The sequence below is a fragment of the Verminephrobacter aporrectodeae subsp. tuberculatae genome (assembly GCF_026127385.1).
Lineage (GTDB): Bacteria > Pseudomonadota > Gammaproteobacteria > Burkholderiales > Burkholderiaceae_C > Acidovorax > Acidovorax aporrectodeae.
Map to the genome: position 1 here is coordinate 1,034,475 of NZ_QZCX01000001.1, position 26,256 is coordinate 1,060,730.

Genomic DNA, 26,256 nt, shown 5'->3' on the forward strand with positions numbered 1-26,256 from the left:
TATGAGCTGGGATTGGCAGGTGTTTTGCCAGGACACCATGGACCGGGACGTGGTGCCGGGCTGCTTCGGCAGGGGGGGCACCGTCACCTACCTGGACTGGATGCTGTCGGCCTGGGGCTGGACGGTGTCCGTTTCGCTGCTGGCGCTGGTGCTGGCGCTGGTCATGGGCTCGGTGATTGGCACGCTGCGCACCTTGGAGCACAGACCCATGGTCGTGCGCCTGGGCAACGCCTGGGTCGAGCTGTTTCGCAATATTCCGCTGCTGGTGCAGATTTTTCTGTGGTACCACGTCCTGCCCAGCCTGTTTCCGGTCCTCAAGGGCGTCTCCGGCTTTGCGCTGGCGGTGCTGGCGCTGGGTTTCTTCACCTCGGCGCGCATCGCCGAGCAGGTGCGCTCGGGGATACAGACGCTGCCCCGGGGGCAGCGCTACGCCGGTCTGGCCGTAGGCCTGACCATGTTCCAGACCTACCGCTACGTGTTGCTGCCCATGGCGTTTCGCATCATCATCCCGCCGCTGACCAGCGAGACCATGGGCATCTTCAAGAACTCCTCCGTGGCCTTTGCCGTGTCGGTGGCGGAACTCACGATGTTTGCCATGCAGGCGCAGGAGGAAACCGCGCGCGGCATCGAGGTCTATCTGGCCGTGACCGGGCTCTACATCGTTTCGGCATTCACCATCAACCGGATCATGGTGTTCATTGAACGCTGCGTGCGCATCCCGGGAATGATCGCTGCGGGTGGCGCGCGGGGAGGGCATTGACGTGCTGCATCCCCACGTCCGCCGCCGCGTGTATTCGCTGTCCCCAAGGGAGGCATGACATGCATCTCGACCTTTCCTTCTACAACTGGGACCTGATCACCAACTTCGTTCTCAAGGGCCTGTACTTCAGCCTGGAACTGACCTTCATCGCCACCCTGGGTGGCGTGCTCTTTGGCACCGTGCTGGCGCTCATGCGCCTGTCGGGCAGGAAATGGCTGGAGCTGCCCGCGGCGATCTACGTCAACGGCATGCGCAGCATTCCGCTGGTCATGGTGATCCTGTGGTTCTTCCTGCTGGTTCCGGCGATCATCGGTCGGCCCGTAGGCGCCGAAGTCTCGGCCATCGTCACCTTCATCGCTTTCGAGGCGACTTACTTCAGTGAGATCATGCGTGCCGGAATCCAGTCCATCGCGCGCGGTCAGGTGTACGCCGGCCAGGCGCTGGGGATGACCTATGGCCAGAACATGCAGCTGGTGGTGCTGCCGCAGGCGTTGCGCAACATGCTGCCGGTGCTGCTCACGCAGACCATCATCCTGTTTCAGGACACGTCGCTGGTCTACGCGATCGGCGCCTACGACATGCTCAAGGGCTTTGAGGTGGCGGGGAAGAACTTCGGTCGTCCCATCGAGGCCTACCTGGCCGCGGCGGTGCTGTACTTCGTGATGTGCTACGCGCTGTCCTGGACGGTCAAGCGCCTGCACCACAGGATCGCGATCATTCGCTGATGCGTGCAAGAGATTGGATAAAGGGAACAGGAAATGATCGAACTCAAGAACGTCTCCAAGTGGTACGGCCCGGTGCAGGTGCTCAGCGAATGCTCTGCCACCATCAAGAAGGGCGAGGTGGTGGTGGTGTGCGGCCCCTCGGGATCGGGCAAGTCCACGCTGATCAAGACCATCAACGCGCTCGAACCCTTTCAGAAGGGCGAGATCACGGTCGATGGTGTGGCACTGCACGACCCCGGAACCAATCTGCCCAAGCTGCGCAGCCGCGTGGGCATGGTGTTCCAGCATTTCGAGCTGTTTCCGCACCTGTCGGTGACGGACAACCTGACCATCGCGCAAATCAAGGTGCTCGGCCGCAGCGCGGACGACGCCAGGCAGCGCGGCTTCAAAATGCTCGACCGTGTGGGGCTGATGGCGCACAAGGACAAGTTCCCGGGCCAGCTCTCCGGCGGCCAGCAGCAGCGTGTGGCGATTGCGCGCGCGCTGTCCATGAACCCCATCGTGATGCTGTTCGACGAGCCCACCTCGGCGCTCGACCCCGAAATGGTCGGCGAAGTGCTCGACGTGATGGTGGGCTTGGCGAATGAGGGCATGACCATGATGTGCGTGACGCATGAAATGGGCTTTGCCCGCAAGGTCAGCCACCGTGTGATCTTCATGGACGTGGGCGGCAAGATCCTGGAAGACTGCCCGAAGGAAGAGTTCTTCAACGACCTCGGTGCACGCCAGCCGCGCACCCGGGATTTTCTCAACAAGATCTTGCAGCACTGACTGCGCGCAGATGCCCCCGCACGGCCCGCCTGTGCACGGCGGGCCGTCGTGCGGGCCTTCAGGAACCGGAACCCGCAGCAAGCACCAGATTGTCGCGGTGCACCATCTCGGGCTCCGCCGCATAACCGAGCAGTTTCTCGAACGCGCTGGAGGGCTTGCGGCACAGCATGCGCGCCTCGGCGGCGGCGTAGTTCGCGAGACCGCGGGCGATCTCCGCGCCCGAAGCGTCGCGCACGGCAATCACGTCGCCGCGCGAGAAATCACCCTCTACGGCCGTCATGCCAATGGGCAGCAGGCTCTTGCCTTCGTCGCGCAGCTTGGCCGCGGCCCCTGCGTCCACAATCACGGAACCGCGCAGCTGCAAATGGTCCGCCATCCACTGCTTGCGGGCCTGCTTTTTCTGGGTCTGCGCCACGAGCAGGGTGCCCAGCGCCTGCCCGCGCGCCAGGCGCAGCAGCACATCCGGCTCGCGTCCCCAGGCGATGGCGGTGGAGGCCCCCGATCCGGCCGCGCGCTTGGCCGCAAGAATCTTGGTGATCATTCCGCCCTTGCCAATGCCGGAGCCCGCGCCCCCCGCCATGGCCTCCAGGGTCCAATCCCCCGCCCGGGCCTCGTGGACGAGTTGCGCGCACGGGTCACGGCGCGGGTCGGCGGTGTACAGCCCCTTCTGGTCCGTGAGGATGATGAGCGCATCGGCTTCGAGCAGATTCGCCACCAGGGCCCCCAGGGTGTCGTTGTCGCCGAACTTGATCTCGTCATTCACGACCGTGTCGTTTTCGTTGATCACCGGCACCACACCCAGGCGCAGCAGGGTCAGCAAGGTCGAGCGCGCGTTCAGATAGCGCTCGCGGTCTGCGAGGTCGGCGTGGGTGAGCAGCACCTGGGCACTGCCCAGGCCTTGCTCGCGCAGCTTGGTTTCATACATCTGCGCCAGCCCCATCTGCCCCACGGCGGCGGCGGCTTGCAGGGCATGAATTTCTTGCGGCCGGGTGTTCCAGCCCAGGCGCTTCATGCCCTCGGCGACGGCGCCGCTGGAGACCATCACGACCTCGCGGGGTGCGCCCGCGTCACCCCGCACCAGCGCCGCGAGCTGGTAGCACCATTGGGCAATGGCGGTTTCATCCAGGCCGCGGCCCTCGTTGGTCACCAGGCTGGAGCCCACCTTGACCACGATGCGGCGGGCATTGCGCAATACGTCGGCAGGCATTTTCTCTTCGAGCCTTTTGGTTGCTGGCGTTTTTTCCGCACCCTGGACCGGCCATGGGCGCTTGGGCTCAGGCGGGTGCGTCCCCGGCAAACCGGGGGTCCGGCTGCGCCGGTTCGTTTTCCGCGCGCTGCTCGCCCTGCACATGGCGGAAGATGGCATGGATCAGCGGCTCGCAGCCTTCGCGCGTGAGCGCGGAGATCTGAAACACCGGCCCCTTCCACTGGAAGCGCCGGACGAAATCCCCGACGCGCGCCTCCCGTTCATCCAGCGGCACCATGTCCAGCTTGTTCAACACGAGCCAGCGCGGCTTGCCGTAGAGCCGGTCATCGTACTTTTTCAGTTCGTAGACGATGGCCTTGGCCTGGGTGACGGGATCCTGCGCGGCATCGAACGGCGCCAGATCAACGACGTGCAACAGCAGGCGCGTGCGTTGCAGGTGGCGCAGAAACTGGTGCCCAAGCCCTGCGCCTTCGGACGCCCCTTCGATCAGGCCCGGAATGTCGGCGAGCACGAAACTCTGTTCGGGGCCGACCCGCACCACGCCCAGGTTGGGGTGCAGCGTAGTGAACGGATAGTCGGCAATCTTCGGGCGGGCGTTGGAAACCGCGGCGATGAAGGTCGACTTGCCTGCATTCGGCATGCCCAGAAGCCCCACGTCGGCGAGCACCTTCAATTCCAGCTTCAGACTTTTCTTCTCGCCTGGCCAGCCGGGCGTTTTCTGCCGTGGCGCGCGGTTGATGGCGCTCTTGAAGCGCAAATTGCCAAACCCGCCGTCGCCGCCCTTGGCGAGGGTGACGAGTTCACCCGGGGTGAGCAACTCATGCAGCAGCGCGCCCGTCTCTGCGTCGGTGATGATGGTGCCCACGGGCATCTTCAGGGTGATGTCGCTTCCTGCGGCGCCAAACATGTCCGAGCCCATGCCGTGCCCGCCCCGCTTGGCCTCATGCCGGCGCGCGTAGCGAAAATCGATCAGGGTGTTCAGGCTGGGGTCGGCCAGCGCCTGCACATGCCCTCCGCGCCCGCCATCGCCTCCGTTGGGCCCGCCGAACTCCTTGTGTTTTTCGTGCCGAAAGGACACGCAGCCATTGCCCCCGTCACCTGCGGCAATGTCAATCAAGGCTTCATCGACGAACTTCATGGAGATCCCGTGGTGGGCGGCCAAGCCGCTGATTCTGGCGCAACGGCGGCCCTCCTGACGCCCCTGCCCCGGACGGCGCGAACACGCCAGCGTGCAGGGCAAACGACAAGGCCCCGGCAAAGCGGGGCCCCGGAAGGAATGCCTGGGGAAAAGCCTCAGGCCGGTGTCACGTTCACCGTCTGCTTGGACAATGCCCCCTTGGTGCCGAACGACACGTGGCCGTTGACCAGTGCGAACAAGGTATGGTCCTTGCCCACGCCGACATTGTTGCCGGGGTGAAAGCGCGTGCCGCGTTGGCGCACGATGATCGATCCGGCGCCGACCAGTGCGCCCCCGAAGACCTTGACGCCCAGCATTTTCGGCTTGGAATCGCGCCCGTTTCGCGTAGAGCCGCCGCCTTTTTTCTGTGCCATGACATCAGCTCCTTTTACTGGGCAGCAGCAATCGCGCCAATTTGCAGTTCGGTGAACTGCTGGCGATGGCCTTGGTGTTTTTGATAGTGCTTGCGGCGGCGCATCTTGAAGATGTGCACCTTGTCGTGCTTGCCGTGGGCCACGACAGTGGCCTTCACGGTCGCGCCGGACACCAGGGGCGTGCCCACCATGAGCTCAGCGCCGTTGCCGACGGCCAGAACCTGGTCGATCACGATCTCCTGGCCTACGTCCGCAGCAATCTGTTCTACTTTGATTTTTTCGCCGGAAGCAACGCGATACTGCTTGCCACCGGTTTTTATGACCGCGTACATGGGGGGGACCTCTTGATATGGGCTCTGCAGACGGATTTCCGCGGAGCCCGCGAATATATCACAGGGCGCATCGCCCGCCATTGCGGCTGTCCACGCGTCCACCGGCAAGGCAAGATCACGCCCGTGGCCCGGCGCGCTTTGTCGTTCGCCCGGTTGCGCGCCCCGCACCAGCCCTTGCAGCGGGCGCCGGGGTATTACAGCAGTCCTTTTTCTGCCATCGACAGTGCCTGGCCCGGCGCCACGATCACATGGTCGAGCACGCGCACGTCAACCAGCGCCAGCGCGGTCTTGAGGGTCTGCGTGAGCGCCTCGTCGGCGCGGCTGGGCTGCACGCTGCCGCTGGGGTGGTTGTGCGCCAGCACCACGGCGGCGGCCCGGTGGTGCAGCGCGCGCAGCACCACTTCGCGGGGGTATACGCTGGTCTGCGTGAGCGTGCCGCGAAACAGTTCTTCCAGCGCCAGCAGGTGGTTCTGGTTGTCCAGGAAAAGCACGGCAAACACCTCATGGCCCTTGGCGGCCAACTGCAACTGAAGGTACTGCTTGACGGTGTCCGGGGCGTCGAAGATTGCGCGTTCGCACAGCTGCTGGGCCAGCGCGCGGCGGGCCAGCTCCAGCACCGCCACCAGTTCGGCGCGCTTGGCCGGACCCAGGCCCTTGATGCGTTGCAGATCGGCGGCGCTGGCGTGCAGCAGCCCGGCAATGCCGCCAAAGCCACCGCTCGGCTGCCCGGTGGCGGCGTCTGCGCCGGGCGGGTCCAGCAATTCCTGCGCCAGTTGCAGCACCCCTTTGCCCACGATGCCGGTGCGCAGCAGGATCGCGAGCAACTCGGCGTCGGCCAACGCAGCGGGGCCGCGCGCGAGCAGTTTTTCGCGTGGCTGGGCGTCAAGGGGCAGGTCTTTGAGAGGCATGGCGCAGGGGCCGACCGTCGAAGGCCAACAGGTGGCTGGGTCCGGCGCCAGTTTATCGGGACTTTCATGGCGTGTGCGCCGGCGCCCCCCTTAGAATCCACCCCCGCCCAAGGAGCGTTGCAGCGGCAGGCCCGGCCCCACCACGAGGGCCCGTCGTCAGGCTTGGGCGACCCAGGGGCCGGACCCGGGGCCCACTGCAACGACGCTCACCTGCTTTCTCCGTCGTTCCTGCACAGGTGAGTCCATGTCTGCCATTTCGCTGCCCCCGATGAAACTGTCCGGCCTGGAGCCGGTGAGCATTGGCGCGGGCTCGCTGTTCGTGAACATTGGCGAGCGCACCAACGTCACGGGCTCCAGGGCGTTCGCGCGCATGATCCTCGACGGCGCGTACGAACAGGCGCTGGCCGTGGCGCGCCAGCAGGTGGATAACGGTGCGCAGATCATCGACATCAATATGGACGAGGCCATGCTCGACAGCCGGGCTGCGATGGTGCGCTTTGTGCAACTGATCGCGTCCGAGCCCGACATCGCGCGCGTGCCGATCATGCTCGACAGCTCCAAGTGGGAGGTGATCGAAGCCGGCCTGCGCTGCATCCAGGGCAAGGGAATCGTCAACTCCATCAGCATGAAGGAGGGCGTCGAGGCCTTCAAGCACCAGGCCCGGTTGCTGCGCCGCTACGGCGCCGCGGCCGTGGTGATGGCCTTTGACGAAAAGGGCCAGGCCGACAGTTGCGCACGCAAGATCGGGATCTGCGCGCGCGCCTACCGCATCCTGGTTGACGAGGTCGATTTTCCGCCCGAGGACATCATCTTCGACCCGAACATCTTCGCGGTCGCCACCGGCATTGAAGAGCACAACAACTATGCGGTCGATTTCATCGAGGCCACGCGCTGGATCAAGCAGAACCTGCCGGGCGCCAAGGTCTCGGGCGGCGTGTCCAACGTGTCGTTCAGCTTTCGCGGCAACGACCCCGTGCGCGAGGCCATCCACACCGTGTTCCTGTACCACGCGATCGCCGCGGGAATGGACATGGGAATCGTCAACGCAGGCATGGTGGGCGTATACGACGACCTGGAGCCGACGCTGCGCGAGCGCGTCGAGGACGTGGTCCTGAACCGCCGCCCTGACGCCGGCGAGCGCTTGGTCGAAATCGCCGAAAGCGCCAAGAGCGGTGCCCGCGACGCAAGCCGCAAGCTCGAATGGCGCGGCACGCCCGAGGCGCCAAAAACCGTCGGCGAGCGCCTGAGCCATGCGCTGGTGCACGGCATCACCGACTTCATCACCGAGGACACCGAAGAAGCCTATCAGCAGATCCTGGCCCAGGGGGGCCGCCCGCTGCACGTGATCGAAGGCCCGTTGATGGACGGCATGAACGTCGTCGGCGACCTGTTCGGTGCGGGCAAGATGTTCCTGCCGCAGGTGGTCAAGAGCGCCCGCGTGATGAAGCTCGCCGTGGCGCACCTGATCCCCTATATCGAGGAGGAAAAGCGCCGTGACGAACAGGCCGGGCGCGACGTGCGCAGCAAGGGCAAGATCGTCATCGCCACCGTCAAGGGCGACGTGCACGACATCGGCAAGAACATCGTCACCGTGGTCCTTCAGTGCAACAACTTCGAGGTCGTGAACATGGGCGTGATGGTGCCCTGCCACGAGATCCTGGCGCGCGCCAAGGTCGAAGGGGCGGACATCGTGGGCCTGTCGGGCCTGATCACCCCGAGCCTCGAAGAAATGCAGCATGTAGCTGGCGAGATGCAAAAGGACGCGCATTTCCGCATGCGCAAGATCCCGCTACTGATAGGCGGCGCGACCACCAGCCGCGTGCACACCGCCGTCAAGATCGCCCCGCACTACGAAGGCCCCGTGGTCTACGTTCCCGACGCCTCGCGCAGCGTGGGCGTGGCGCAGAGCCTGCTGGGCCAGGTGGCGGGCAGCTACTTGCAAGAGCTCAACGCCGACTACGACAAGCTGCGCAGCCTGCACGCCAAGAAAAAGCCGGCGCTGCTATGGCCCCTGGCCCAGGCGCGCGCGAACCGGACGCCCATGGACTGGTCCGCCTGCCGGCCCGTCGTACCGCGCGCGCCGGGCCGGCGCATGTTCAAAAACTTTGACCTGGCCGAACTGGAAAAATACATCGACTGGGGTCCGTTCTTTCAGACCTGGGACCTGGCCGGTCCCTACCCGGCGATCCTGGACGACGAGGTGGTGGGCGTGCAGGCCAGGCGCGTGCATGACGACGCCCGGGCCATGCTCAGAAAGATCATCGACGGCCGCTGGCTCACGGCCAGCGGCGTGCTCGCGTTGCTGCCCGCGAACAGCGTGGGCGACGACGTCGTGTTCTATACCGACGACAGCCGCAGCCAGGTGGCCATGACCTGGTACGGCCTGCGCCAGCAGACGCAAAAGCAGTCCATCGACGGTGTGCTGCGCCCCAGCCGCTGCCTGTCCGACTTCGTCGCGCCCAGGGGCATCGCCGACTACGCGGGCCTGTTTGCCGTGACCGCGGGCCTTGGAGTCGAAAAGAAGGAAAAGGACTTTGCCGACGCGCTCGACGACTATTCCGCGATCCTGTTCAAGAGCCTGGCCGACCGCCTGGCCGAAGCCCTTGCCGAATGCCTGCACCAGCGCGTGCGCACCGACCTGTGGGGCTATGCGCCCGACGAGCGGCTGAGCGCCTGCGAGCTGATCGCCGAAAAGTACCGCGGAATTCGCCCCGCCCCCGGCTACCCCGCCTGCCCGGACCACAGCGCCAAGACCGATCTGTTCCAGGTTCTGCGCTGCGCAGAAATCGGCATGGGCCTGACCGAGAACCTGGCCATGACACCCGCGGCCAGCGTGAGCGGCTTCTACATGGGCCACCCCGAGAGCCGGTACTTCAGCGTCGGCAAGATCGGCGCTGACCAAGTGCACGACATGGCCGGGCGCCGGGGGATGGACGAGGCCGCGCTGGCGCGCATGCTGGCGCCAAATCTTTGAAACCGGTCCCGGGTTCTCCGCGCTGCCCGGCTCCTTTGCCAGGCCGTCAAACCTGGGTGGCCGGCGCGGCTGCCACGCCCAGCAGCTGGTGCAGGCGTGCGCTGGTGGTGGTGTATTGCAGCGCCACCTTGCCGCCCTTGAGCGCCTCGGCTGCGGCAAAGGCGGCGAGCGTGGCCTCGTGGAAGCCGCACAGGATCAGCTTGCGCTTGCCGGGGTAGGTGTTGACGTCGCCCACGGCGTAGATTCCCGCAACGTTGGTGCGAAACGTCCCGGTGTCGACCACGAGCTGCTTGCGTTCCATGGCCAGGCCCCAGTCGGCAATCGGCCCGAGCCGGGGGGAAAGGCCGAGGACGGTCAAAAGCACGTCCACGGGCAGGGTCCGGGGGCTCTCCTGTGCACCGACCACTTGCAGCGCGGTGAGGCGCTTGCCCGCGGTGCTGGTGATGATGCCGGTGATCTGCGCGGCCTCGACGGCAATGCGTCCGGCCTCGCGCAGTTGCCGCAGGCGCTGCAGCAATGCGTCGGGCGCCTGGAACAGGTCGCGCCGGTGCAGCAGGCTGACGCGCGCCGCCCGGCCCTGCTCGGCCAGTTCCACGGCGTGCGCCACGGCGGCTTCGTCGCCGCCGTGCACGACGACGTGGCGCCCGGCCAAGTCCAGGTCCGGCGGCAGGCTCTGGTAGTGGAGCTGGGTGCCGGTAAAGCGCTCGATTCCCGCGGTCTTGAGGGTGCGGGGAACGAACGCGCCCACGCCCGCGGCGAGGAACACGCAGCGTGCGAGCAGCCGCACCCCGGTGCTGGTTTCCAGCAGCACGCGGCCGTCAGAGCGGGGCGTGAGGGCAGAGACCAGGGTGTTCAGATGCCAGTGCGGTTTGAAGGGCGCCACCTGCCGCAGCAGCAGATCCACCAGTTCGCGCCCGGTGCAGACCGGGACACCCGGAATGTCGTAGATGGGCTTGTCGCCATACAGTTCGGCGCACTGACCGCCCGCGTGCGGCAGGGCGTCGATCAGGTGCGCGGTGATTCCCTGCAGCCCGAGCTGGAACACCTGGAACAGGCCCACCGGCCCCGCGCCGATGACCACGGCATCGGTTTCGACTGCGGCGTGCACGGCCTGGGTCACCTTGGGGCCTGGGCCTCTCAGCGCTGCAGCTCGTCGATCTTGCCCGGCTTGCCATTCCATTCGTCGGCGTCGGGCAGGGCGCCCTTGCGCTTGGTGATGCTTTTCCAGCCGTCGGCAAAGGCCAGCTCGGTGTTGAGCTTGATGAAGGCGAGCTGATCGGCCGGGAGGTCCTCCTCGGCATAGATGGCGTTCGCCGGGCATTCGGGGATGCAGACGGCGCAGTCGATGCACTCGTCGGGGTCGATGACAAGCATGTTCGGACCTTCGCGGAAGCAGTCCACGGGGCATACGTCCACACAATCGGTGTACTTGCACTTGATGCAGTTTTCGGAGACGACGTGGGTCATGTCAGGCGTTCAGGCGGTATCGGGCGATGAAAACCCTTGATTTTAGAAGCGTTCACTCGCCAAGGCTGCGTGGCATCTTGACCGGAAGGGGGCTTTGGGGCCGGGCGTCGCTCCGGGTTGGTCTGGGCCCCGCCGATGCGGGCAGGCGGGCCGCCCGGCGATGAGAACGCGACCATCAGGGCTAATGTAGCAGCCGATCCGTTTGGCTCCATCGGCAGGGCCAAGGGCCGCACAGCGAACGGCTCCTGCGGCAGTGCCTCCGGCATGGCCGCATGCCGGAGGCGGTTCATGGGCCGTGCCGCGAACTCTTGTTCGGCGACAAGAATTGGGCCAAAACGACTTCGAGCTTGCTTGACGAACTTTTGGGCCTCATGCATTCCAGAGTCAGTTCCACCGTCGTGGTAGTCGGCAGGAGGTCGTCGCCTATATTGGTGGCGCTCACGCTGCCACTGATTTTCAATGCGGAGTTCTTGGTCTGCTCGGGTCTGCTCGGACACGTTTACACACGCGCGCTCGGCTATTCTGCCTGTGCCATACATTTGGTCCACCAAACCGCTGGCCGAGAGACCGCTGTCTGGAAGCCCCACGACCGAATACGACCAAGAATCGGCGTGCGTGCCCCGATTTTTCGCGGAGGCCCGAGACTCCTCGGTCAGCACGGTCATTCTGACGCTGACGCTCTCGGTGCCGGCCGGCACCTCGAAGTCGATGTTCTTGGTGACGGGCCGGTCTTGCTCGGCCGCAGTGACGCTAAAGACCGCGCGATCGTCTCCATCTGCGGGGAGCGGTGCGGCAGGGGACGAGCGCTTGGAAGCGGGGATGTCGCGCGGGGGCGGCTCCTTGCCGTCTTGCGTCACGCTGCTGCGCACAGCCGACGAACCGGGGGCGGCTACTCGCTGCGCGGCGGCCTTGGCGCCGGTGTCGATTCCCAGGCCCGGCGGCACCACCATGGTGACCTTGGCTTGCGTGCTGCCTTCATAAATCGGAAAACTGGTGCTCACGACGTTCGGATAATGCAAGTCGCTCAACGTCAGAAAATAGACGTCGGGCAATACGTGCTCGAACGCAAAGGCACCGTTGGCATCCAGTATGGCGACGGCCCGCGTCTGCGTATTGACCCCGTTCAGCAAGACCTCGCGGCCCGCCAGCGAGGTGACCGGATCGCCCCGCTCCGACAGCAAATTGCCGGACAGTCTTGTCTCTGCCTTGTTCACCAGCATTTCATAGCCAGCCGCAAACTCGCCGTCATTGGCAGAAAAGTACAGATGCATCCAAAAACTGCCATTTGGCAGCGCGTCCAGTATTCGCTGCATGGCCGGGCCCGAGATCGAAAAGCTGGAATCTGCCGGATTAAAAGACCAGAATTTCTCCAGATGAACCGAGATGGCAGAATCTCCCCCAACAGGAATCTCTCCGATGCTTTTTTCCTTCAGATCCAGCGTGGGTACTCCTTGCAACCTGAAGGTCAGTGGGGCGCCGGTCATTACATTGTTTGCTCCCAGGCCGTCAACGACCACGTTGGGAGGTGGAGGATCGTCGGTAAATTCGCCGTAAACCCCTGCGGAAGTCGGTCGCTGTGACCTGATCAACACATGGAACTGAGATGTTGTGGGACCACTCTTGATTTCGAAATTCGCTTCCTGATCCTTGCCGGTATCACCGGGAGTGGAAAAACGCAGTTGTCCGTCCTTGAGCAAGGCATTCGATACGGCGCCCGATGGCGTGACCTTGTCGGCGCCCGCAGGAAGGCCAAGTTCTTTGAGCGAGAGAGAGACCATTTGCGCCGGCTTGACGTCTTGAAGCTCGGCTTTTCCCGCAAGCGTGGGTGATGGGCCGGACTGCGTCTGCGCGCCGTCTCCGCAGGCGCTCAGCACGGCGCCGACCAAAAACATGATGGCTATCAGAATTCTCATGATGCTAACTCCTTGTTGACAAATGGGTGAAACTACCTTTGGATGTATCTGGCTATACACAAGTCCCTCCGCGCATGCGTTATGCTAGTTATTTCATGGTGAAAGCACACAATGAACCGGGCAGTTACGGGATTCAAGAGAATGGGCCTGGGGGACCTCAGGCTCAAACAGGGTCTACCGCTTTGGGAATGCAGCGCATTCTTGACTTTGCCGCTGGCATCAGGTTCTGTCGGGAACTTCAGGTTCAGGGGCGTTGTGTATAAGACAATACCCTTGCTTGATCCAGTGTTTGGTCATTACGACCCAAGGCAGGAGCCGTATGCGGGAATCCCGCACGGACGGATCGGAGGAAGTGTTTCGTCCGCAGTCCGTGCGTATCACCTGAATGGGTGTTCTTGGGGAGGTGCATCTTCGAGGGTCTATTTATACAACAACGCCCCCTTCAAGCTTATGTGCCAATGGTCCATATGCTGGCCGGGGGTGGTTTCGACCGTCCTTGGCTTGGTGGTCCATGCACCCACGAGGGGAATGTCCGAATCGTCCGGAAATTTCCCGTTAACGAGCGCCTGCTCGATGAACGAGCCCCCGATAAAGATCACGCGGGTGTAGGGTTTCTTCCCCTCGGTTTCAAGGATGGCGCGGTTTTCGTCAATCCATCTCTCCAATTCTCGCTGCTTGGGTCCAGCCACCCATGTTCCAATTTTTGCCGTGAGCCCGGCGTTTTCGACTATCTCGGTTTTGGCGGCGTTGATCAATTGCCGGATGTGCGCTCCCCCATTTTGCCCACCCAGCGCGTCGCTATAACCGCCCGCGCCGTCGGCGTAGCGCATGTCAATCTGTTGACCATCGCTGTGACCTTTATGGACGAGAATCGAATCATGTTCAGCCCCTACTTGGGCGACATGCTGGCTGCTGATGTCGTTGAAGCGGCAGGCATAGCAGCCGAGAAGCCAGGCGATGGTTTGCATGGTGCTCCATGAGTCACCGCCTTTATTTGTATCACGTATGCCAAAGCGTCGGTCGGAAAGACCTGTAACATCTCCTGCAAGATAGAGTGGCGTAAATTCTTTCTTTTCGTTAAATTCGATCTGCCCACCCTTTGCGGCAGGATCGGAGCTCACTGCGACACCCCCCACGCTGCCTTTGAGACGAACCGTGACGGTTATATTTCCTATGGCCATTTCGCCAGCAAACGTGGGCAGAGAAAGACCAGGAAACTTGATCAGGCCAGGCTCGCGGGTATGATTTTGCGTCAAGAGATTGACGTTGGAAAAAGTCAAGGCACTGACGCCTGGCGAGGTACCAGGAACTACCGTGGTGGTAGCGGCCACTTCGGCGATCCCCAGGTTCACTTCGGTAATAGTCGCGTCGGCTGGAGAATATCTGATCTCAAACGGGATCGTGTTGGTGTTGTCGCTGCGGCTTTGCGGGATCGACAGGTAGGAGCCGGCCAAGTTGCTACGCTCACTGACCTTGAGCGGAGAAATTATCGGATTGGAATTCTTGTTTGGCGACAAGAATTTTGCCGAAACGACTTCGAGATTGGTTGACGAACTTTTGGACCTCATGCATTCCAGAGTCAGCTCCACCGTCGTGGTAGTTGGCAGAAGGTCGTCGCCGATATTGGTGGCGCTCACGCTGCCGCTGATTTTCAATGCGGAGTTCTTGGTCTGCTTGGACACGTCTACACATGCGCCCGTGCCCGTTCCGCCTGTGCCATACATTTGGTCTACCAAACCGCTGGCCGAGAGATTGGTGTCTGGAAGGCCCACGACCGAATACGACCAAGAATCAGCGTGTTTGCCCCGATTTTTCGCGGAAGCCCGAGACTCCTCGGTCAGCACGGTAATTCTGACGCTGACGCTCTCGGTGCCGGCCGGCACCTCGAAGTCGAAGTTCTTATTGATGGGCCGGTCTTGCTCGGCCGCAGTGACGCTAAAGACCGCGCTATCGTCCCCATCTGCGGGGAGAGGCGCGGCAGGGGACGAGCGCTTGGAAGCGGGGATGTCGCGCGAGGGCGGCTCCTTGCCGTCTTGCGTCACGCTGCTGCGCACAGCCGACGAACCGGGGGCTGCTGCTGCTCGCTGCGCGGCGGCCTTGGCGCCGGTGTCGATTCCCAGGCCCGGCGGCACCACCATGGTGACCTTGGCTTGCGTGCTGCCTTCATAGATCGGAAAACTGGTGCTCACGACGTTCGGATAATGCAAGTCGCTCAATGTCAGAAAATAGACGTCGGGCAATACGTGCTCGAACGCAAAGGCACCGTTGGCGTCCAGTACGGCGACGGCCCGCATCTGCGTATTGACCCCGTTCAGCAAGACCTTGCGGCCCGCCAGCGAGGTGACCGGATCGCCCCGCTCCGACAGCAAATTGCCGGACAGTCTTGTCTCTGTCTTGCTCACCAGCATTTCATAGCCAACCGCAAACTCGCCGTCATTGGCAGAAAAGTACAGATGCATCCAAAAACTGCCATTTGGCAGCGCGTCCAGTATTCGCTGCATGGCCGGGCCCGAGATCGAAAAGCTGGAATCTGCCGGATTAAAAGACCAGAATTTCTCCAGATGAACCGAGATGGCAGAATCTCCCCCAACAGTAATCTCTCCGATGCTTTTTTCCTTCAGATCCAGCGGGGGTACTCCTTGCAACCTGAAGGTCAGTGGGGCGCCGGTCATTACATTGTTTGCTCCCAGGCCGTCAACGACCACGTTGGGAGGTGGAGGATCGTCGGTGAATTCGCCGTAAACCCCTGCGGAAGTCGGTCGCTGTGACCGGATCACCACATGGAACTGAGATGTTGTAGGACCGCTCTTGATTTCAAAACTCGCTTCCTGATCCTTGCCGGTATCGCCAGGAGTGGAAAAACGCAGTTGTCCGTCCTTGAGCAAGGCATTTGATACGGCGCCCGATGGCGTGACCTTGTCGGCGCCCGCAGGAAGGCCAAGTTCTTTGAGCGAGAGAGAGACCATTTGCGCCGGCTTGACGTCTTGAAGCTCGGCTTTTCCCGCAAGCGTGGGTGATGGGCCGGACTGCGTCTGCGCGCCGTCTCCGCAGGCGCTCAGCACGGCGCTGACAAAAAACATGATGGCTATCAGAATTCTCATGATGCTAACTCCTTGTTGACAAATGAATGAAGCTCCCTTTGGATGCGTTGTTGTATAAATCCTGGGTTACATGGCGCACGGGCATTTCTGCCGTGCAGCTACACCGCGGGGTTGATCGCCAGAGGAGATGTCGCGATGGGGATCGACGAGAGCCTTCTGACGCCCGCACCCGCTGCGGGGATTTGCTCAGAGCCTGCGCCGGCTCGCTTCTCCGACTTGGCCGGCGCCCCGCTGCACGACCCTGAGCCGCCGCGCGCAAGGCCTGCGAGTCGTCGTCTTGCCCGCGCTGCGCACGGGTGAGCCACTGCATCTGGCGGTTGACAGCACCGGCCCCAAGCTCTGCGTTTGCGGTGAGGCCCTGAGCGATTGGCTCGAGCAGATTGCGCCCGGGACACCGGTTGACATCGTCGGCAGCGATGGCGCCTACGACACCAAAGCGTGTCCCGCGTGGATCGCCGCGCGCGAAGGTGCCATGCCTTGGCCGCTGCTTGGCAGTGCGTGCATCGGAGAGGGTGCGGACCATGTCAAACCTCCTGGGGGGCGGATGAAAGTAGTCGCAGTCAGCTGCTCGGAACGATTATTACTCGCATTCCATTTTTTAGTCGAGGGCAGGAAAAATGGTCGATCCGGGAGTGTGGGTATCGGTTGTTCCGTGGGCAGGGCATCGCGCCATCCCGGCTCCCCGGATCACCCAGCCCCGGAGGCGGCGCATGCCCTGGCCGCAGGCCACGCCGGGCGCAACTTGACGCAATGCGGCCACGGGCAGGATCGCAGAGAGCGGCAGACGCGAATGGAAACAAGCCAGCGGCTACCACGAGCGCTCGCTGGCGGAGAACCTGATCGGCAGAGTCGGGAGGAGCACGGCGTGCTGCCCCCGCTGCGCAGTGACCCCGCAATGACCTGCGCCGCCCTGCACACCGGGCAGCGCCATGCCGCCCCGGTTTGCTGCGCAGGAATCCTGGCTTAGTTCACCAGCACGGCGCCGGCGGTCTTGTGGCTTGCGGTGTCCACCAGGATCAGCGCGCCGAGCACGCGCGCCTGGGCAAAGGGCGCTGCGGGCAGGGGCTCTTGGAGCAGCAGGTCCACGTGGCCGATGGCGTTCGGGCCGAGTTGCGTGGCGGCTTCTTCGGCCAGGGTGCTGATGTCTAGCCTGTGCAGCACGGCCCGGACCCGGGCCTTGACCCAGCGGTGGCCGTGCAGCGCCCAGTACACGCGGCCGGCGACCAGGGGTGCGTCGTCCATCCAGGCCACGGTGGCGCGCAGTTCGTGGCGCGCGGGCCAGGCGGGGGCGTCGAAGCCGTCGGGGGTGGCCAGGAGCCAGTCGCCGCGCGACACGTCCAGTTCGCGGTCGAGGACGATCCCGGCGCTGCTGCCCGCAGGCACGTCGGCCGGGCGGCGCGCGTGGTCCAGCACCTGGACCACGGTGGCCGGCTGGCCGCCCGGGAAGACCTGCACCGCGGCGCCCGGCGCGATGGTGCCTGCGGCCACGCGGCCCCAGAGAACGCGCCGGCCTTGGGAGGTCTCTGCGGACGAGGAGAATTTCTCCACCCATTGCACCGGGAACGCCAGCGGCAACGCGGTGTCGGCCGGGGTGTTGGGCAGCGCTTCGAGCACTTGCAGCAGCGTCGGGCCGGCGTAGCCGCACCAGTCCGGGTGCGCGTCCACCACGTTCCAGCCCTCGAGCGCGGAGATCGGCACCGTGGCGTGCACGGCAATGCCTGCGGCCTGGGCGAAGGCGGCGAGTGCGCCCTGGATATGCCGGTAGGCGAGCACGGGGTCGGCCACTGCGTCGAGCTTGTTCACGGCGAACACCAGCGAATGCACGCGCAGCAGATGCGCCAGCAGCGCGTGGCGGCGTGTTTGCGGCAGCAGGGCCAGCCCCGGGTTGCGCCAGTCGAGCTTGCTCGCGTCGATCAGCACCACGGCCGCGTCCGCGCTGCTCGCTGCGGTGACCATGTTGCGCGTGTACTGCTCGTGGCCGGGCGCGTCGCCGATGATGAATTTGCGCGCTGGCGTGGCAAAGTAGCGGTAGGCCACGTCGATGGTGATGCCCTGCTCGCGTTCGGCGCTCAGGCCGTCGGTGAGCAGCGCGAGGTCGGTGGTGCCGCCGCGCTGCACGCCTGCCAGCTGGTCCTGCAGCACCGCGCGGCTGTCGATCAGCAGGCGGCCGATGAGCGTGCTCTTGCCGTCGTCTACGCTGCCGCAGGTGATGAATTTCAGCGCGCAGTGGTGCCCGTTGCGTCCGTTGTGTCCGTATGCGCCGGAGGCCTCGGCAGCGATCGGATGGGGGATGCTGCTCATCAGAAGTACCCGTCTTTCTTGCGTTTTTCCATCGAGGCTTCGCTGGTCTGGTCGTCCATGCGCGTGGCGCCGCGTTCGCTCATGTCGGCGGCCAGGGTTTCGTGCACGATCTCGTGCGCCGTGGCCGCCGGGCTTTCCACCGGGCAGGTGCAGGGGATGTCGCCCACGGTGCGAAAGCGCACCTGGCGCGTCTCTATGCATTCGCCGTCCCGCGCCGGGGTCAGCGCGGTCACGGGAACCAGGAGGCCCCGGCGCTGCACTACCTGGCGCGGGTGCGTGTAGTACAGCGAGGGCAGCGCGATGTTCTCGCGGGCGATGTACTGCCACACGTCCAGTTCCGTCCAGTTGCTGATCGGGAATACGCGGAAATGCTCGCCGGGTTGCAGGCGGGTGTTGAACAGCGTCCACAGCTCGGGGCGCTGGGCCTTGGGCTGCCATTGGCCGAAGCCGTCGCGGTGCGAGAAGATGCGCTCCTTGGCGCGCGCCTTTTCCTCGTCGCGGCGCGCGCCGCCGATGAGCGCGTCGAAGCGCAATTCCTCGATGGCTTCGAGCAGCGTCACCGACTGGTGCACGTTGCGCGACTCGTCCGGGTGCGCCAGGCGCACGCTGCCGCGGGCCATCGAATCCTCGACGCTGCGCACGATGAGTTCGGCGCCCAGCTCGCGTGCGCGCTGGTCGCGGAACGCGGTCACTTCGGGGAAGTTGTGTCCGGTGTCGATCATGAGCAGCGGGAAGGGGATGCGCCCGGCGCCGAAGGCTTTTGCGGCGCACCAGAGCATGACCAGGGAGTCCTTGCCGCCCGAAAACAGCAGCGCGGGGCGTTCGAAGGCGGCGACCACCTCGCGCAGGATGAAGATGCTTTCCTCCTCCAACGCGTCGAGCTGCGCGGTGCTCAGGTGTTGGCTCCTGCCGTTGGCGGGCGTCTGGAGCAGTGCGGTGTCGGTGCGGGCGTTCATGGCGGGGCTCTCCGGTGGTATCAGTCGTTTTGGGTGTGCAGTCCGCATTCCTTGGCGCCTTCGTCCTCCCACCACCAGCGGCCGGCGCGCGCATCCTCGCCCAGGCTGATGGCCCGGGTGCAGGGTGCGCAGCCGATGCTCGGGTAGAAGCGGTCGTGCAGCGGGTTGTAGTCCACGCCGTGGGTGGCGATGTAGTGCCACACGTCGCCCCAGGTCCAGCGGGCCAGGGGGTTGAACTTGGTCAGGCCCCGGGCCGCGGCCTCGGCGCGGTCGATCAGCGGCACCTCGGCGCGCGCGTCGGACTGCTCGCGGCGCAGGCCGGTGATCCAGGCGCTCTTGCCGGCGAGCGCGCGCGCCAGCGGTTCCATCTTGCGGATGCCGCAGCAGGCCTTGCGCAAATCGACGCTCTGGTACATCGCGTCCTGCCCGTGGCTGCGCACGAAGTGGATGACTGCTTCGGTCCGCGGCCGGTACACCGTGACCGGCGCGCGCGCGTGCGCCTGGGTGCGCTCCAGCAGCGCCAGGGTTTCGGTGTGCAGCGCGCCGGTGTCGAGCACGAAGACCGGGATGTCCAGTTGCAGCGAATTCGTCAGGTGCGTGATGAGCACGTCCTCGGCGCCCAGGCTCGACGCCTGCGTGACCGCGTCCGCGCCCAGCGCTGCGGCTTGGCGCAGCAGCGCCTGCGTTTCGGCCAGTTTGGCGTCGAAGCTGGCGCTCGCGCGGGCGTGCAGCGCGCTGGCCTTGGCGGGTTTTCCGCGCGCGGGGATGGCGGTGCTGGCGTTGCCGGACATCATGTGGCCTGGGCAAAGTGCGGCCGGGGCTGGACTGCGTCGCCCTGGTAGAAGCCCGGGAACCGGTCGAGCTGGCGCTGCGCGTCGGCCGCGTCCACGCCCGCGCTCAGCACGGCGCACGAGAAGCCGGTGCGCCGCATTTGCAGCAGTTGGTCGATCAGCACCTGGCCCGTGGCGCGGATTTCCCCCTGAAAGCCGCGGCGGCGGCGCAGCAGAAAGGCCTGGCTGAACGCCCGGCCATCGGTGAAGTCGGGGAAATGCAGGTCCACCCGCTCCACGCCGTCCAGAGGCAGCGCCAGGGCGTCGGCGTCGTTGGCCAGCGCCACGGCGCGCGGGTCGCTGGCAGCGGGGGGGTGGTGGTCCGGGGGGGCAAGTATTTTCATGGCGGGGTCCTTGTGGGGGCTCTCTGCACGCCGAGGAGGTTCAGGCCGCGACCGGTTCGTCCCTGTGGCGCGCCGTTTTTGCGGCCTCCTTGAAGGGCTCCAGGCCGGTGCGGCGCACGGTGGATTGCAGGCTCTCGCCGCGTTCGCGCAGGTCGCGGTAGGTGTCGAGGACGGCCTCGATCACGTCGGGCAGTTCGGCGGCCGAGAACGACGGGCCGATCACCTTGCCGGCTGCCGCGGGGCCGGAGAGGTCGCTGCCGTCCGAACCGCCGAGCGTGACCTGGTACCACTCCTTGCCGTCCTTGTCGACGCCCAGGATTCCGATGTGACCGCTGTGGTGGTGGCCGCAGCTATTGATGCAGCCGCTGATGTGCAGGTCGATTGCGCCGAGGTCGTCGAGCTCGTCCAAGTCCTGGTAGCGCTGCGCGATGGCCTCGGCGATCGGCAGCGAGCGGGCGTTGGCGAGCGCGCAGAAGTCGCCGCCGGGGCAGGCGATCATGTCGGTGAGCAGCTGCACGTTGGCGCTCGCCAGGCCCAGGGCCCGGGCCTCCTGCCAGAGTTCGAACAGGCGGCTGGCGTGCACCCAGGGCAGGAGCATGTTCTGATCGTGCGTCACGCGCGCCTCGCCGGCGGAGTATTCGTCCACGAGATCGGCCAAGGCATTGAGCTGATCGCCGCTGGCGTCGCCGGGCGACTGGCCGGGGCGCTTGAACGACAGCGTCACGGCGCGCAGCTGCGGGTTGCGGTGCGCGTGCACGTTGCGTTGCAGCCAGCGGCCAAAGGCCACATGCCCGGCGGCCCGGGCCTGGAGCGCGGCTTCGAGCGCCTGGGGGTCCAGGTCCGGGAGATCGGTCAGAGCGGGTGCCACGAAGCAGGCCGCCACGCGGTCGAATTCGGCCTGGGAGATGGTGTGCGGGCCGCCGTCGATCTCCATGATCTGGCGGTATTCCTCCTCCACGGCGTCGATGTAGCGTTGGCCCTCGGACTTCACCAGGACCTTGATGCGCGCCTTGTACTTGTTGTCGCGGCGGCCATGCGCGTTGTACACGCGCACCACGGCCTCGATGTAATTCATGATCTGCTGCCACGGCAGGAATTCGCGGATCACCGCGCCGATCAGCGGCGTGCGGCCCATGCCGCCGCCCACCGTGACCCGAAAGCCGACCTCGCCCGCAGCGTTCTTGGCGAGTTGCAGGCCCACGTCGTGCCAGCCCGTGGCCGCACGGTCCTCCCGGGCGCCGCTGACCGCGATCTTGAACTTGCGCGGCAAAAAGGCGAACTCGGGGTGCAGCGTGCTCCATTGGCGCAGGATTTCGGCGTAGGGGCGGGGGTCGACGATTTCATCGACCGCCACGCCCGCGAGCGCGTCGGTGGTGGTGTTGCGGATGCAGTTGCCGCTGGTCTGGATGCCGTGCATGTCCACGCTGGCGAGCAGGTCCATCACGTCGGCGCTGCGGGACAGGGCGATCCAGTTGAACTGCACATTCGTGCGGGTGGTGAAGTGGGCGCAGTTCTTGGGCAGAAAAGTCGTTCCCAGCTTGCCCTGGCCCTCCATGGCGGTCTGGAACACGGCGGCTTCGGGTTCGTCGTATTCCCGGGCGATGCGCGCGAGCACGCGCAGCTGGCGGCTGGCGATCTCGCCGTAGGGCACGGCCACGCGCAGCATGGGCGCATAGCGTTGCACGTACCAGCCGTTTTGCAGGCGCAGGGGGCGAAAGCCGTCCTCGCTCAGCTTGCCGCTCTGCCAGCGTTCGAGTTGGTCGCGAAACTGCCTTGCACGCCGTTGCACGAACTGTTTGTCGAATGCGGTGTATTGGTACATGGCGGGGCTATCCGGATCGGTATCAGATGAACATCAGCTTGGCTGTTTGCCCCGGCAGGAACGAGCGGGGAACGACGACGCGCTGCGTCATGCATGGATGCGAATGTAGAGGGACTTCTTATGGAAGCAAACTATTGTTTCATGCTGCATGTATTCATGTTTGGTTATAAGCAAGGATGGATGCGGGCTTCCGGCTGCTCCGGGGACTGCGCGTGGCGCAGGCGCTGCATGCGCTCCGTCCCGAGCGCCCGGGCCAGCTTTTGCTCCAGCGGCAGGGGCTCGCCCTGCAGGCGCGCCGCCAGCAGTTCGCCGCACAGGGGCGCCAGGGTCAGCCCGCGCGCGCCCATGGCGCTACAGACCCACAGCCCGGGCAGGGCAGCGGCATCGACCGGGCCGACGATGGGCAAACGGTCCGGTGCGGTGCAGCGCACGGCGGCCCAGGACTCGGCGGCAGGCTCCGCCGATGGGGCGCCCTCTTGGTCGGCGGGTCCGGTTCGCCCGCCGTCCGACGCCCCCAGGTGGGGCGCAAACGCGGGCGCCAACTGCGGTGCGATTTGGGGCAGCAGGGCCTGCAGGCGGGCCCAGTTCGCGGCGTGCGCCTCCCGGACCTCGGCGCGCGCGGGCGGCAGCCCGTCCACGCCGCGTTCGAAGGTGGAGCCCAGCAGCCAGGCGTGGGGGCCGTCCGGGTCGTCCCCCCAGGGAAAGCGGGGGATCAGATGGCCCTGGCCGTTGGCCGCAAACGGCAGCAGCGGCGCGGCGCGCTCGGCGTGCAGGCCCCAGGACAATTGGCCGCGCACCGCCTGCAAGGGCCAGCGCTGCGCCAACTGCTCCAGCAGCTGCGGGGTGCCGGCGCCCGCAGCGATGACCACGGTGCGTGCCTCGGCCAGCACCCGGCCCTGGTCGTCGAGCGCCTGCCAGGCCGTGCGGGCTGCGCCGCCCTCTGCGGCGGCGGAGTGTTCGACGCGCTGCAGCAGCGCCACCCGGCAATCGCCTTGCCAGCGGATTCCGGGCCGCGCGAGCAGCGCCGCCACCATGCGCGCCGGGCGCAGCCAGCCCGCCTGCCTGTGCCAGCACGCGGCAGCGTGGGGCGGCAGCCGGGCCTCGGCGAGTGCCGCGGGCGGCGCCGGCCGGCTCCAGTCGGCGCCGGGCCCGTCGCCCCAGTGGGCGGGCAGGCCGCCGCTGCGCTGCTCCAGCACGCCGCAGCAGGACCAGTCCAGCCCCGCGCGCAGCAGCCAGTCGGCCTGTTGCAGCGTGGCGCGCACGCCGCTGCGCGACAGGCGCGAGAGCAGGCAGTCGTCCGGCGACACATGCGGCGCGAAGACGCCCGCCGGAATGCCCGATGCGCCCGCGGCAGGCGCGCTGGCCTGGTCCAGCACGCGCACCTGCCAGCCCCGCCGTGCCAGGCTCGCCGCCGTGGCCGCGCCCGCGATGCCGCCGCCGATCACCAGGCATTCGCCGGGCGCTGCGGGTTCTGGCGCGGGTTGGCGCCAGGCGCGTGGCTCCCAACGCGGGGCGTAGACGGCCTGCAGGTTGGCGCGCTTCGGGGGCACGCCGGGAACGCGCGTGACCTCGAAACCGCACTGCGCGAGCGCATCCCGCACGGCGCGGGCGACGGTCCAGGTGGCCAGCCGTGTTCCGCGCCGGCAGCAACGCGCCACCGCCCCGAGGGTGTGCAGATCCCAGATTTCGGGGTTGCACCGGGGGTCGAAGCCGTCCAGATAGACGCAGTCCACGCGCAGGTCTTGCTCGCGCAGCCGGGTCCGCGCGTCGCCCACGCACAGCGTGAGGAGCACCCGGCCTGCGTCGAAGCACAGCCGGTGCACGCCCGGCAGCAGGCCCCACCACTGCCGGTGCAGTTCCTGCGCCAGCGGTACGAGGCCGGGATGGGCGCTCGCGGCCCGCAGCAGGTCGGCGGCGTCCACGGGCCAGGCCTCGGCGGATACGAAGTGCAGCAGCGTGGGGCGCTGCGGGTCGGCGCGCCAGGCGGCCCAGGTCACCAGAAAATTCAGGCCGAGGCCAAAGCCGGTTTCCAGAATGCGCCATTGCGCCTGCCCGGCCCAGGCTGCGGGAAGGCCGCAGCCCTGCAGGAAAACCAGGCGGGCCTGATCCAGCCCGCCGTTTTCGCTGCGATAGCGGTCGCCAAAGCGCGGGCTGCAGGGGGTGCCGTCCGCCAGCCAGTCAACGGGTTCGGGCATCGGCGGGGCGGAGCGCTTTCCAGCACTTCACGGCGTTACGTGCTGGGCGGGACATACCCCGCAGCGGCGTCTGCGCCGCCGCCAAAAAAGTGGTTCTCCATCTGGCGGGCCAGGTATTGGCGGGCGCGGGCGTCGGCCAAGTTCAGGCGGTTCTCGTTGACCAGCATGGTCTGGTGCCGGAGCCAGCCCGCCCAGGCTTCCTTGCTCACGTTTGCCCAAATGCGCTTGCCGAGTTCGCCGGGGTAGGGTGGAAGGTCGAGGCCCTCGGCCTCCTTGCCAAGCTTGATGCATTGAACGGTGCGTGCCATGGGGATTCCTGTGTGGGGAGCGGGCAGAAGCCGGGAACTTCAGATTGTTTTGCTATGAAAAACTGAAATTTTATTCGTTCGAGTTTTGGATGATGCCACCCAGAATGCCTTGCGGCGGTGCTTCCCCCGCTCTGCATGCATCTCAAAAAGGCCACCCAATGAACGCTCGCCGCGACTTTATCAAGTTTTCCTGCGCCGCCGCCCTGGCAGGCGGTCTGGCCCTGATGGCCTGGCCGTCGTTTGCCCAGTCCCAGTCCCTGTCCTTGCTGAATGTCTCGTATGACCCGACGCGCGAGCTGTACGCCGAGTTCAACCGGGCGTTTTCCAGGCACTGGAAGGCCAAGACCGGGCAGGACCTGAACATCGAGCAGTCGCACGGCGGCTCCGGCAAGCAGGCGCGGTCCATCATCGACGGGCTGGGCGCGGACGTGGCCACCCTGGCGCTGGCCGGCGACACCGACGCGCTGCACAAGCAAGGTGGCTGGATTCCCAAGGATTGGCAAAAGCGCCTGCCGCACAACAGCTCGCCCTACACCTCGACCATTGTTTTCGTGGTGCGCCGAGGCAACCCCAAGGGCATCAAGGACTGGGACGACCTCGCCCGGCCCGGCATCAGCGTGATCACGCCCAACCCCAAGACCTCGGGCGGAGCGCGCTGGAACTACTTGGCCGCCTGGGAGTTCGCCAGGCGCAAGCTGGGTGGCGACGCCAAGGCCAGGGAATTCATGGCCCGGCTGTATGGCAATGTGCCGGTGCTGGACACGGGTGCGCGCGGCGCAACCACCACCTTTGCCCAGCGCGGCCAGGGCGATGTGCTGATTGCCTGGGAGAACGAGGCCCAATTGCTGCAAAAGGAATTTGGCGGCAGGTTCGACGTGATTGCGCCATCGCTCTCCATCCTGGCCGAGCCCGCAGTCACCGTCGTCGACAGGAACGTGGACCGCAAGGGCACGCGCGCCGTGGCCGAGGAATACCTGAAGTACCTTTATTCCGAGGAAGGGCAGGACATCGTGGGCAGGCATTTCTACCGCCCCGCAGTGTCCGAAAAGGCCCAGGCCAAGTACGCCGGGCAGTTTCCCAAACTGAACCTGTTTACGGTGGACGCCGCTTTTGGCGGGTGGGAGAAAGCGGCCCGGGAGCATTTCGCCGACGGTGCGGCCTTTGACCAGATCTACACGCGGAAATAGGCTCTCCTGAGCCGGTTGCGCGCTGGCCCGGCCAGCCCAGGCTGCTTAAAACGGAATGTCGTCGTCCATATCGTCAAAGCCCGACGCAGCGCGGGGCGCCTGGGCTGCGGGCTCAGGGCGTTGAGCCGGTGCGGTGGGGGGTGCGCGGCGCGGCGCCTGCTCGTAGCCGCCGCCGGCGTCAGCGCCGCCATAGCCACCCCCATCGTCATGGCCGCCGCCGGGCGGCCCCCCGCCCCCCATGCCCTGGCGGCTGCCGAGCAACTGCATGGCGAGGGCATGGACCTCGGTGCTGTACTTTTCCACACCGCTTTGATCGGTCCATTTGCGGGTGCGCAGGCTGCCTTCGACGTACACCTGCGAGCCCTTGCGCAGGTACTGCCCGGCGATTTCGGCCAGACGGCCGTAGAAGTTCACGCGGTGCCACTCGGTGGCTTCCTTCATCTCGCCGGTCTGCTTGTCCTTCCACCGGTCGGTGGTGGCAATCGACACGTTGGCCACTTGGTCGCCACTGGGGAAGGTGCGTGTTTCAGGGTCGCGGCCCAAGTTGCCGACGATGATGACTTTGTTCACGGATGCCATGGTGCTGTGCCTCAATGTCTGGGGA

22 protein-coding genes, 2 pseudogenes and 1 riboswitch are annotated in these 26,256 nt (G+C 65.7%); of the genes and pseudogenes, 7 read left to right on the forward strand and 17 right to left on the reverse strand.

The genetic code is table 11. The features are described from left to right. Position 1: 1 nt before the first annotated feature. The 3 genes from D5041_RS04380 to D5041_RS04390 are packed head-to-tail and all read left to right on the forward strand — an operon-like array spanning position 2 to position 2,256. Positions 2-760, forward strand: a complete 759-nt coding sequence (locus D5041_RS04380; RefSeq protein WP_010103832.1) for an amino acid ABC transporter permease — start codon at positions 2-4, stop codon at positions 758-760. Between the two features lie 59 nt (positions 761-819). Further along, positions 820-1,485: an amino acid ABC transporter permease gene (locus D5041_RS04385; RefSeq protein WP_010103831.1), complete on the forward strand. Its 666-nt coding sequence runs from the start codon at positions 820-822 to the stop codon at positions 1,483-1,485. Between the two features lie 33 nt (positions 1,486-1,518). Then, positions 1,519-2,256 (forward strand): amino acid ABC transporter ATP-binding protein, encoded by a 738-nt coding sequence (locus tag D5041_RS04390; protein ID WP_010103830.1) that lies wholly within the window; start codon positions 1,519-1,521, stop codon positions 2,254-2,256. A gap of 58 nt (positions 2,257-2,314) precedes the next feature. Here D5041_RS04390 and proB read toward each other — a convergent pair whose 3' ends face one another. The 5 genes from proB to radC form a co-directional block, all read right to left on the reverse strand. Next, positions 2,315-3,463 (reverse strand): glutamate 5-kinase, encoded by a 1,149-nt coding sequence (proB, locus tag D5041_RS04395; protein WP_265282349.1) that lies wholly within the window; start codon positions 3,461-3,463, stop codon positions 2,315-2,317. A gap of 67 nt (positions 3,464-3,530) precedes the next feature. Next, positions 3,531-4,601: an Obg family GTPase CgtA gene (gene cgtA / locus D5041_RS04400; protein ID WP_265283956.1), complete on the reverse strand. Its 1,071-nt coding sequence runs from the start codon at positions 4,599-4,601 to the stop codon at positions 3,531-3,533. A gap of 155 nt (positions 4,602-4,756) precedes the next feature. After that, positions 4,757-5,014 carry a 50S ribosomal protein L27 gene (gene rpmA, locus D5041_RS04405; protein WP_010103826.1) on the reverse strand — a complete coding sequence of 86 codons (258 nt, stop codon included), beginning with the start codon at positions 5,012-5,014 and terminating at the stop codon, positions 4,757-4,759. A gap of 14 nt (positions 5,015-5,028) precedes the next feature. Next, complete coding sequence (gene rplU / locus D5041_RS04410) at positions 5,029-5,346, reverse strand: 50S ribosomal protein L21 (RefSeq protein WP_010103824.1); 318 nt, start codon at positions 5,344-5,346, stop codon at positions 5,029-5,031. A 194-nt stretch (positions 5,347-5,540) separates the two neighbouring features. Further along, positions 5,541-6,254, reverse strand: a complete 714-nt coding sequence (radC, locus tag D5041_RS04415; protein WP_010103822.1) for a RadC family protein — start codon at positions 6,252-6,254, stop codon at positions 5,541-5,543. Between the two features lie 103 nt (positions 6,255-6,357). Then, positions 6,358-6,469: riboswitch (S-adenosyl-L-homocysteine riboswitch) on the forward strand. Positions 6,470-6,498: 29 nt separating this feature from the next. Here radC and metH point away from each other — a divergent pair. Then, a complete protein-coding gene (metH, locus tag D5041_RS04420; protein ID WP_265258189.1) occupies positions 6,499-9,228 on the forward strand; it encodes a methionine synthase in 2,730 nt (909 codons plus the stop codon). Positions 9,229-9,274: 46 nt separating this feature from the next. Here the strand turns inward: metH and D5041_RS04425 are convergent, their stop codons facing one another. The 4 genes from D5041_RS04425 to D5041_RS04440 form a co-directional block, all read right to left on the reverse strand. Next, positions 9,275-10,408: an NAD(P)/FAD-dependent oxidoreductase gene (locus tag D5041_RS04425; protein ID WP_407702223.1), complete on the reverse strand. Its 1,134-nt coding sequence runs from the start codon at positions 10,406-10,408 to the stop codon at positions 9,275-9,277. After that, positions 10,366-10,695, reverse strand: a complete 330-nt coding sequence (gene fdxA, locus D5041_RS04430) for a ferredoxin FdxA (protein ID WP_265283958.1) — start codon at positions 10,693-10,695, stop codon at positions 10,366-10,368. The genes D5041_RS04425 and fdxA overlap by 43 nt, the downstream gene beginning before the upstream one ends. After that, on the reverse strand, positions 10,692-12,608 hold the full coding sequence (locus D5041_RS04435) for a carboxypeptidase-like regulatory domain-containing protein (RefSeq protein ID WP_265283959.1): 1,917 nt from the start codon (positions 12,606-12,608) through the stop codon (positions 10,692-10,694). Before D5041_RS04435 ends, fdxA begins: the two co-directional genes overlap by 4 nt. Positions 12,609-13,027: 419 nt before the next feature. Then, the gene (locus tag D5041_RS04440) at positions 13,028-15,709 is read right to left on the reverse strand and encodes a hypothetical protein (RefSeq protein ID WP_265283960.1); all 2,682 of its coding nucleotides are present in this window, start codon (positions 15,707-15,709) and stop codon (positions 13,028-13,030) included. Between the two features lie 99 nt (positions 15,710-15,808). Between D5041_RS04440 and D5041_RS04445 the strand changes: the two are divergent. Further along, a pseudogene (locus D5041_RS04445) lies at positions 15,809-16,190 on the forward strand (transposase); the annotation flags it as partial. A gap of 204 nt (positions 16,191-16,394) precedes the next feature. Further along, positions 16,395-16,539 (forward strand): annotated as a pseudogene (locus D5041_RS04450) (IS5/IS1182 family transposase); the annotation flags it as partial. Between the two features lie 133 nt (positions 16,540-16,672). On the opposite strand, the gene cysN reads toward D5041_RS04450, so the two are convergent. The 7 genes from cysN to D5041_RS04485 form a co-directional block, all read right to left on the reverse strand. Next, positions 16,673-18,010 carry a sulfate adenylyltransferase subunit CysN gene (cysN, locus tag D5041_RS04455; protein WP_265282354.1) on the reverse strand — a complete coding sequence of 446 codons (1,338 nt, stop codon included), beginning with the start codon at positions 18,008-18,010 and terminating at the stop codon, positions 16,673-16,675. Further along, positions 18,010-18,966, reverse strand: a complete 957-nt coding sequence (cysD, locus tag D5041_RS04460) for a sulfate adenylyltransferase subunit CysD (protein WP_265283961.1) — start codon at positions 18,964-18,966, stop codon at positions 18,010-18,012. The genes cysN and cysD overlap by 1 nt, the downstream gene beginning before the upstream one ends. A 20-nt stretch (positions 18,967-18,986) precedes the next feature. Next, entirely contained in the window at positions 18,987-19,757 is a 771-nt protein-coding gene (locus D5041_RS04465; RefSeq protein ID WP_010110346.1) for a phosphoadenylyl-sulfate reductase, read from the reverse strand. Then, positions 19,757-20,140 carry a DUF934 domain-containing protein gene (locus D5041_RS04470; RefSeq protein WP_265283962.1) on the reverse strand — a complete coding sequence of 128 codons (384 nt, stop codon included), beginning with the start codon at positions 20,138-20,140 and terminating at the stop codon, positions 19,757-19,759. Before D5041_RS04470 ends, D5041_RS04465 begins: the two co-directional genes overlap by 1 nt. Positions 20,141-20,180: 40 nt before the next feature. Then, positions 20,181-21,962: a nitrite/sulfite reductase gene (locus tag D5041_RS04475; protein ID WP_265258182.1), complete on the reverse strand. Its 1,782-nt coding sequence runs from the start codon at positions 21,960-21,962 to the stop codon at positions 20,181-20,183. Between the two features lie 164 nt (positions 21,963-22,126). Continuing rightward, positions 22,127-24,157, reverse strand: coding sequence for a bifunctional tRNA (5-methylaminomethyl-2-thiouridine)(34)-methyltransferase MnmC2/FAD-dependent 5-carboxymethylaminomethyl-2-thiouridine(34) oxidoreductase MnmC1 (gene mnmC / locus D5041_RS04480; RefSeq protein ID WP_265283963.1), 2,031 nt, complete (start codon positions 24,155-24,157; stop codon positions 22,127-22,129). A gap of 35 nt (positions 24,158-24,192) precedes the next feature. Further along, complete coding sequence (locus tag D5041_RS04485) at positions 24,193-24,465, reverse strand: oxidative damage protection protein (protein WP_010108127.1); 273 nt, start codon at positions 24,463-24,465, stop codon at positions 24,193-24,195. A gap of 158 nt (positions 24,466-24,623) precedes the next feature. On the opposite strand from D5041_RS04485, the gene D5041_RS04490 reads away from it, so the two are divergent. Further along, the gene (locus D5041_RS04490; RefSeq protein ID WP_010108128.1) at positions 24,624-25,652 is read left to right on the forward strand and encodes a sulfate ABC transporter substrate-binding protein; all 1,029 of its coding nucleotides are present in this window, start codon (positions 24,624-24,626) and stop codon (positions 25,650-25,652) included. Positions 25,653-25,697: 45 nt separating this feature from the next. Here D5041_RS04490 and D5041_RS04495 read toward each other — a convergent pair whose 3' ends face one another. Next, entirely contained in the window at positions 25,698-26,231 is a 534-nt protein-coding gene (locus tag D5041_RS04495) for a single-stranded DNA-binding protein (RefSeq protein WP_265258180.1), read from the reverse strand. Positions 26,232-26,256 lie beyond the last annotated feature (25 nt).

What these genes read in the sequence shown, in the direction of transcription:
- D5041_RS04380 (WP_010103832.1), top strand. Translation starts at nt 2, where the DNA reads ATGAGCTGGGATTGGCAGGTGTTTTGCCAGGACACCATGGACCGGGAC.
- D5041_RS04385 (WP_010103831.1), top strand. Translation starts at nt 820, where the DNA reads ATGCATCTCGACCTTTCCTTCTACAACTGGGACCTGATCACCAACTTC.
- D5041_RS04390 (WP_010103830.1), top strand. Translation starts at nt 1,519, where the DNA reads ATGATCGAACTCAAGAACGTCTCCAAGTGGTACGGCCCGGTGCAGGTG.
- proB (WP_265282349.1), bottom strand. Translation starts at nt 3,463, where the DNA reads ATGCCTGCCGACGTATTGCGCAATGCCCGCCGCATCGTGGTCAAGGTG.
- cgtA (WP_265283956.1), bottom strand. Translation starts at nt 4,601, where the DNA reads ATGAAGTTCGTCGATGAAGCCTTGATTGACATTGCCGCAGGTGACGGG.
- rpmA (WP_010103826.1), bottom strand. Translation starts at nt 5,014, where the DNA reads ATGGCACAGAAAAAAGGCGGCGGCTCTACGCGAAACGGGCGCGATTCC.
- rplU (WP_010103824.1), bottom strand. Translation starts at nt 5,346, where the DNA reads ATGTACGCGGTCATAAAAACCGGTGGCAAGCAGTATCGCGTTGCTTCC.
- radC (WP_010103822.1), bottom strand. Translation starts at nt 6,254, where the DNA reads ATGCCTCTCAAAGACCTGCCCCTTGACGCCCAGCCACGCGAAAAACTG.
- metH (WP_265258189.1), top strand. Translation starts at nt 6,499, where the DNA reads ATGTCTGCCATTTCGCTGCCCCCGATGAAACTGTCCGGCCTGGAGCCG.
- D5041_RS04425 (WP_407702223.1), bottom strand. Translation starts at nt 10,408, where the DNA reads ATGGAATGGCAAGCCGGGCAAGATCGACGAGCTGCAGCGCTGAGAGGC.
- fdxA (WP_265283958.1), bottom strand. Translation starts at nt 10,695, where the DNA reads ATGACCCACGTCGTCTCCGAAAACTGCATCAAGTGCAAGTACACCGAT.
- D5041_RS04435 (WP_265283959.1), bottom strand. Translation starts at nt 12,608, where the DNA reads ATGAGAATTCTGATAGCCATCATGTTTTTGGTCGGCGCCGTGCTGAGC.
- D5041_RS04440 (WP_265283960.1), bottom strand. Translation starts at nt 15,709, where the DNA reads ATGAGAATTCTGATAGCCATCATGTTTTTTGTCAGCGCCGTGCTGAGC.
- cysN (WP_265282354.1), bottom strand. Translation starts at nt 18,010, where the DNA reads ATGAGCAGCATCCCCCATCCGATCGCTGCCGAGGCCTCCGGCGCATAC.
- cysD (WP_265283961.1), bottom strand. Translation starts at nt 18,966, where the DNA reads ATGAACGCCCGCACCGACACCGCACTGCTCCAGACGCCCGCCAACGGC.
- D5041_RS04465 (WP_010110346.1), bottom strand. Translation starts at nt 19,757, where the DNA reads ATGTCCGGCAACGCCAGCACCGCCATCCCCGCGCGCGGAAAACCCGCC.
- D5041_RS04470 (WP_265283962.1), bottom strand. Translation starts at nt 20,140, where the DNA reads ATGAAAATACTTGCCCCCCCGGACCACCACCCCCCCGCTGCCAGCGAC.
- D5041_RS04475 (WP_265258182.1), bottom strand. Translation starts at nt 21,962, where the DNA reads ATGTACCAATACACCGCATTCGACAAACAGTTCGTGCAACGGCGTGCA.
- mnmC (WP_265283963.1), bottom strand. Translation starts at nt 24,157, where the DNA reads ATGCCCGAACCCGTTGACTGGCTGGCGGACGGCACCCCCTGCAGCCCG.
- D5041_RS04485 (WP_010108127.1), bottom strand. Translation starts at nt 24,465, where the DNA reads ATGGCACGCACCGTTCAATGCATCAAGCTTGGCAAGGAGGCCGAGGGC.
- D5041_RS04490 (WP_010108128.1), top strand. Translation starts at nt 24,624, where the DNA reads ATGAACGCTCGCCGCGACTTTATCAAGTTTTCCTGCGCCGCCGCCCTG.
- D5041_RS04495 (WP_265258180.1), bottom strand. Translation starts at nt 26,231, where the DNA reads ATGGCATCCGTGAACAAAGTCATCATCGTCGGCAACTTGGGCCGCGAC.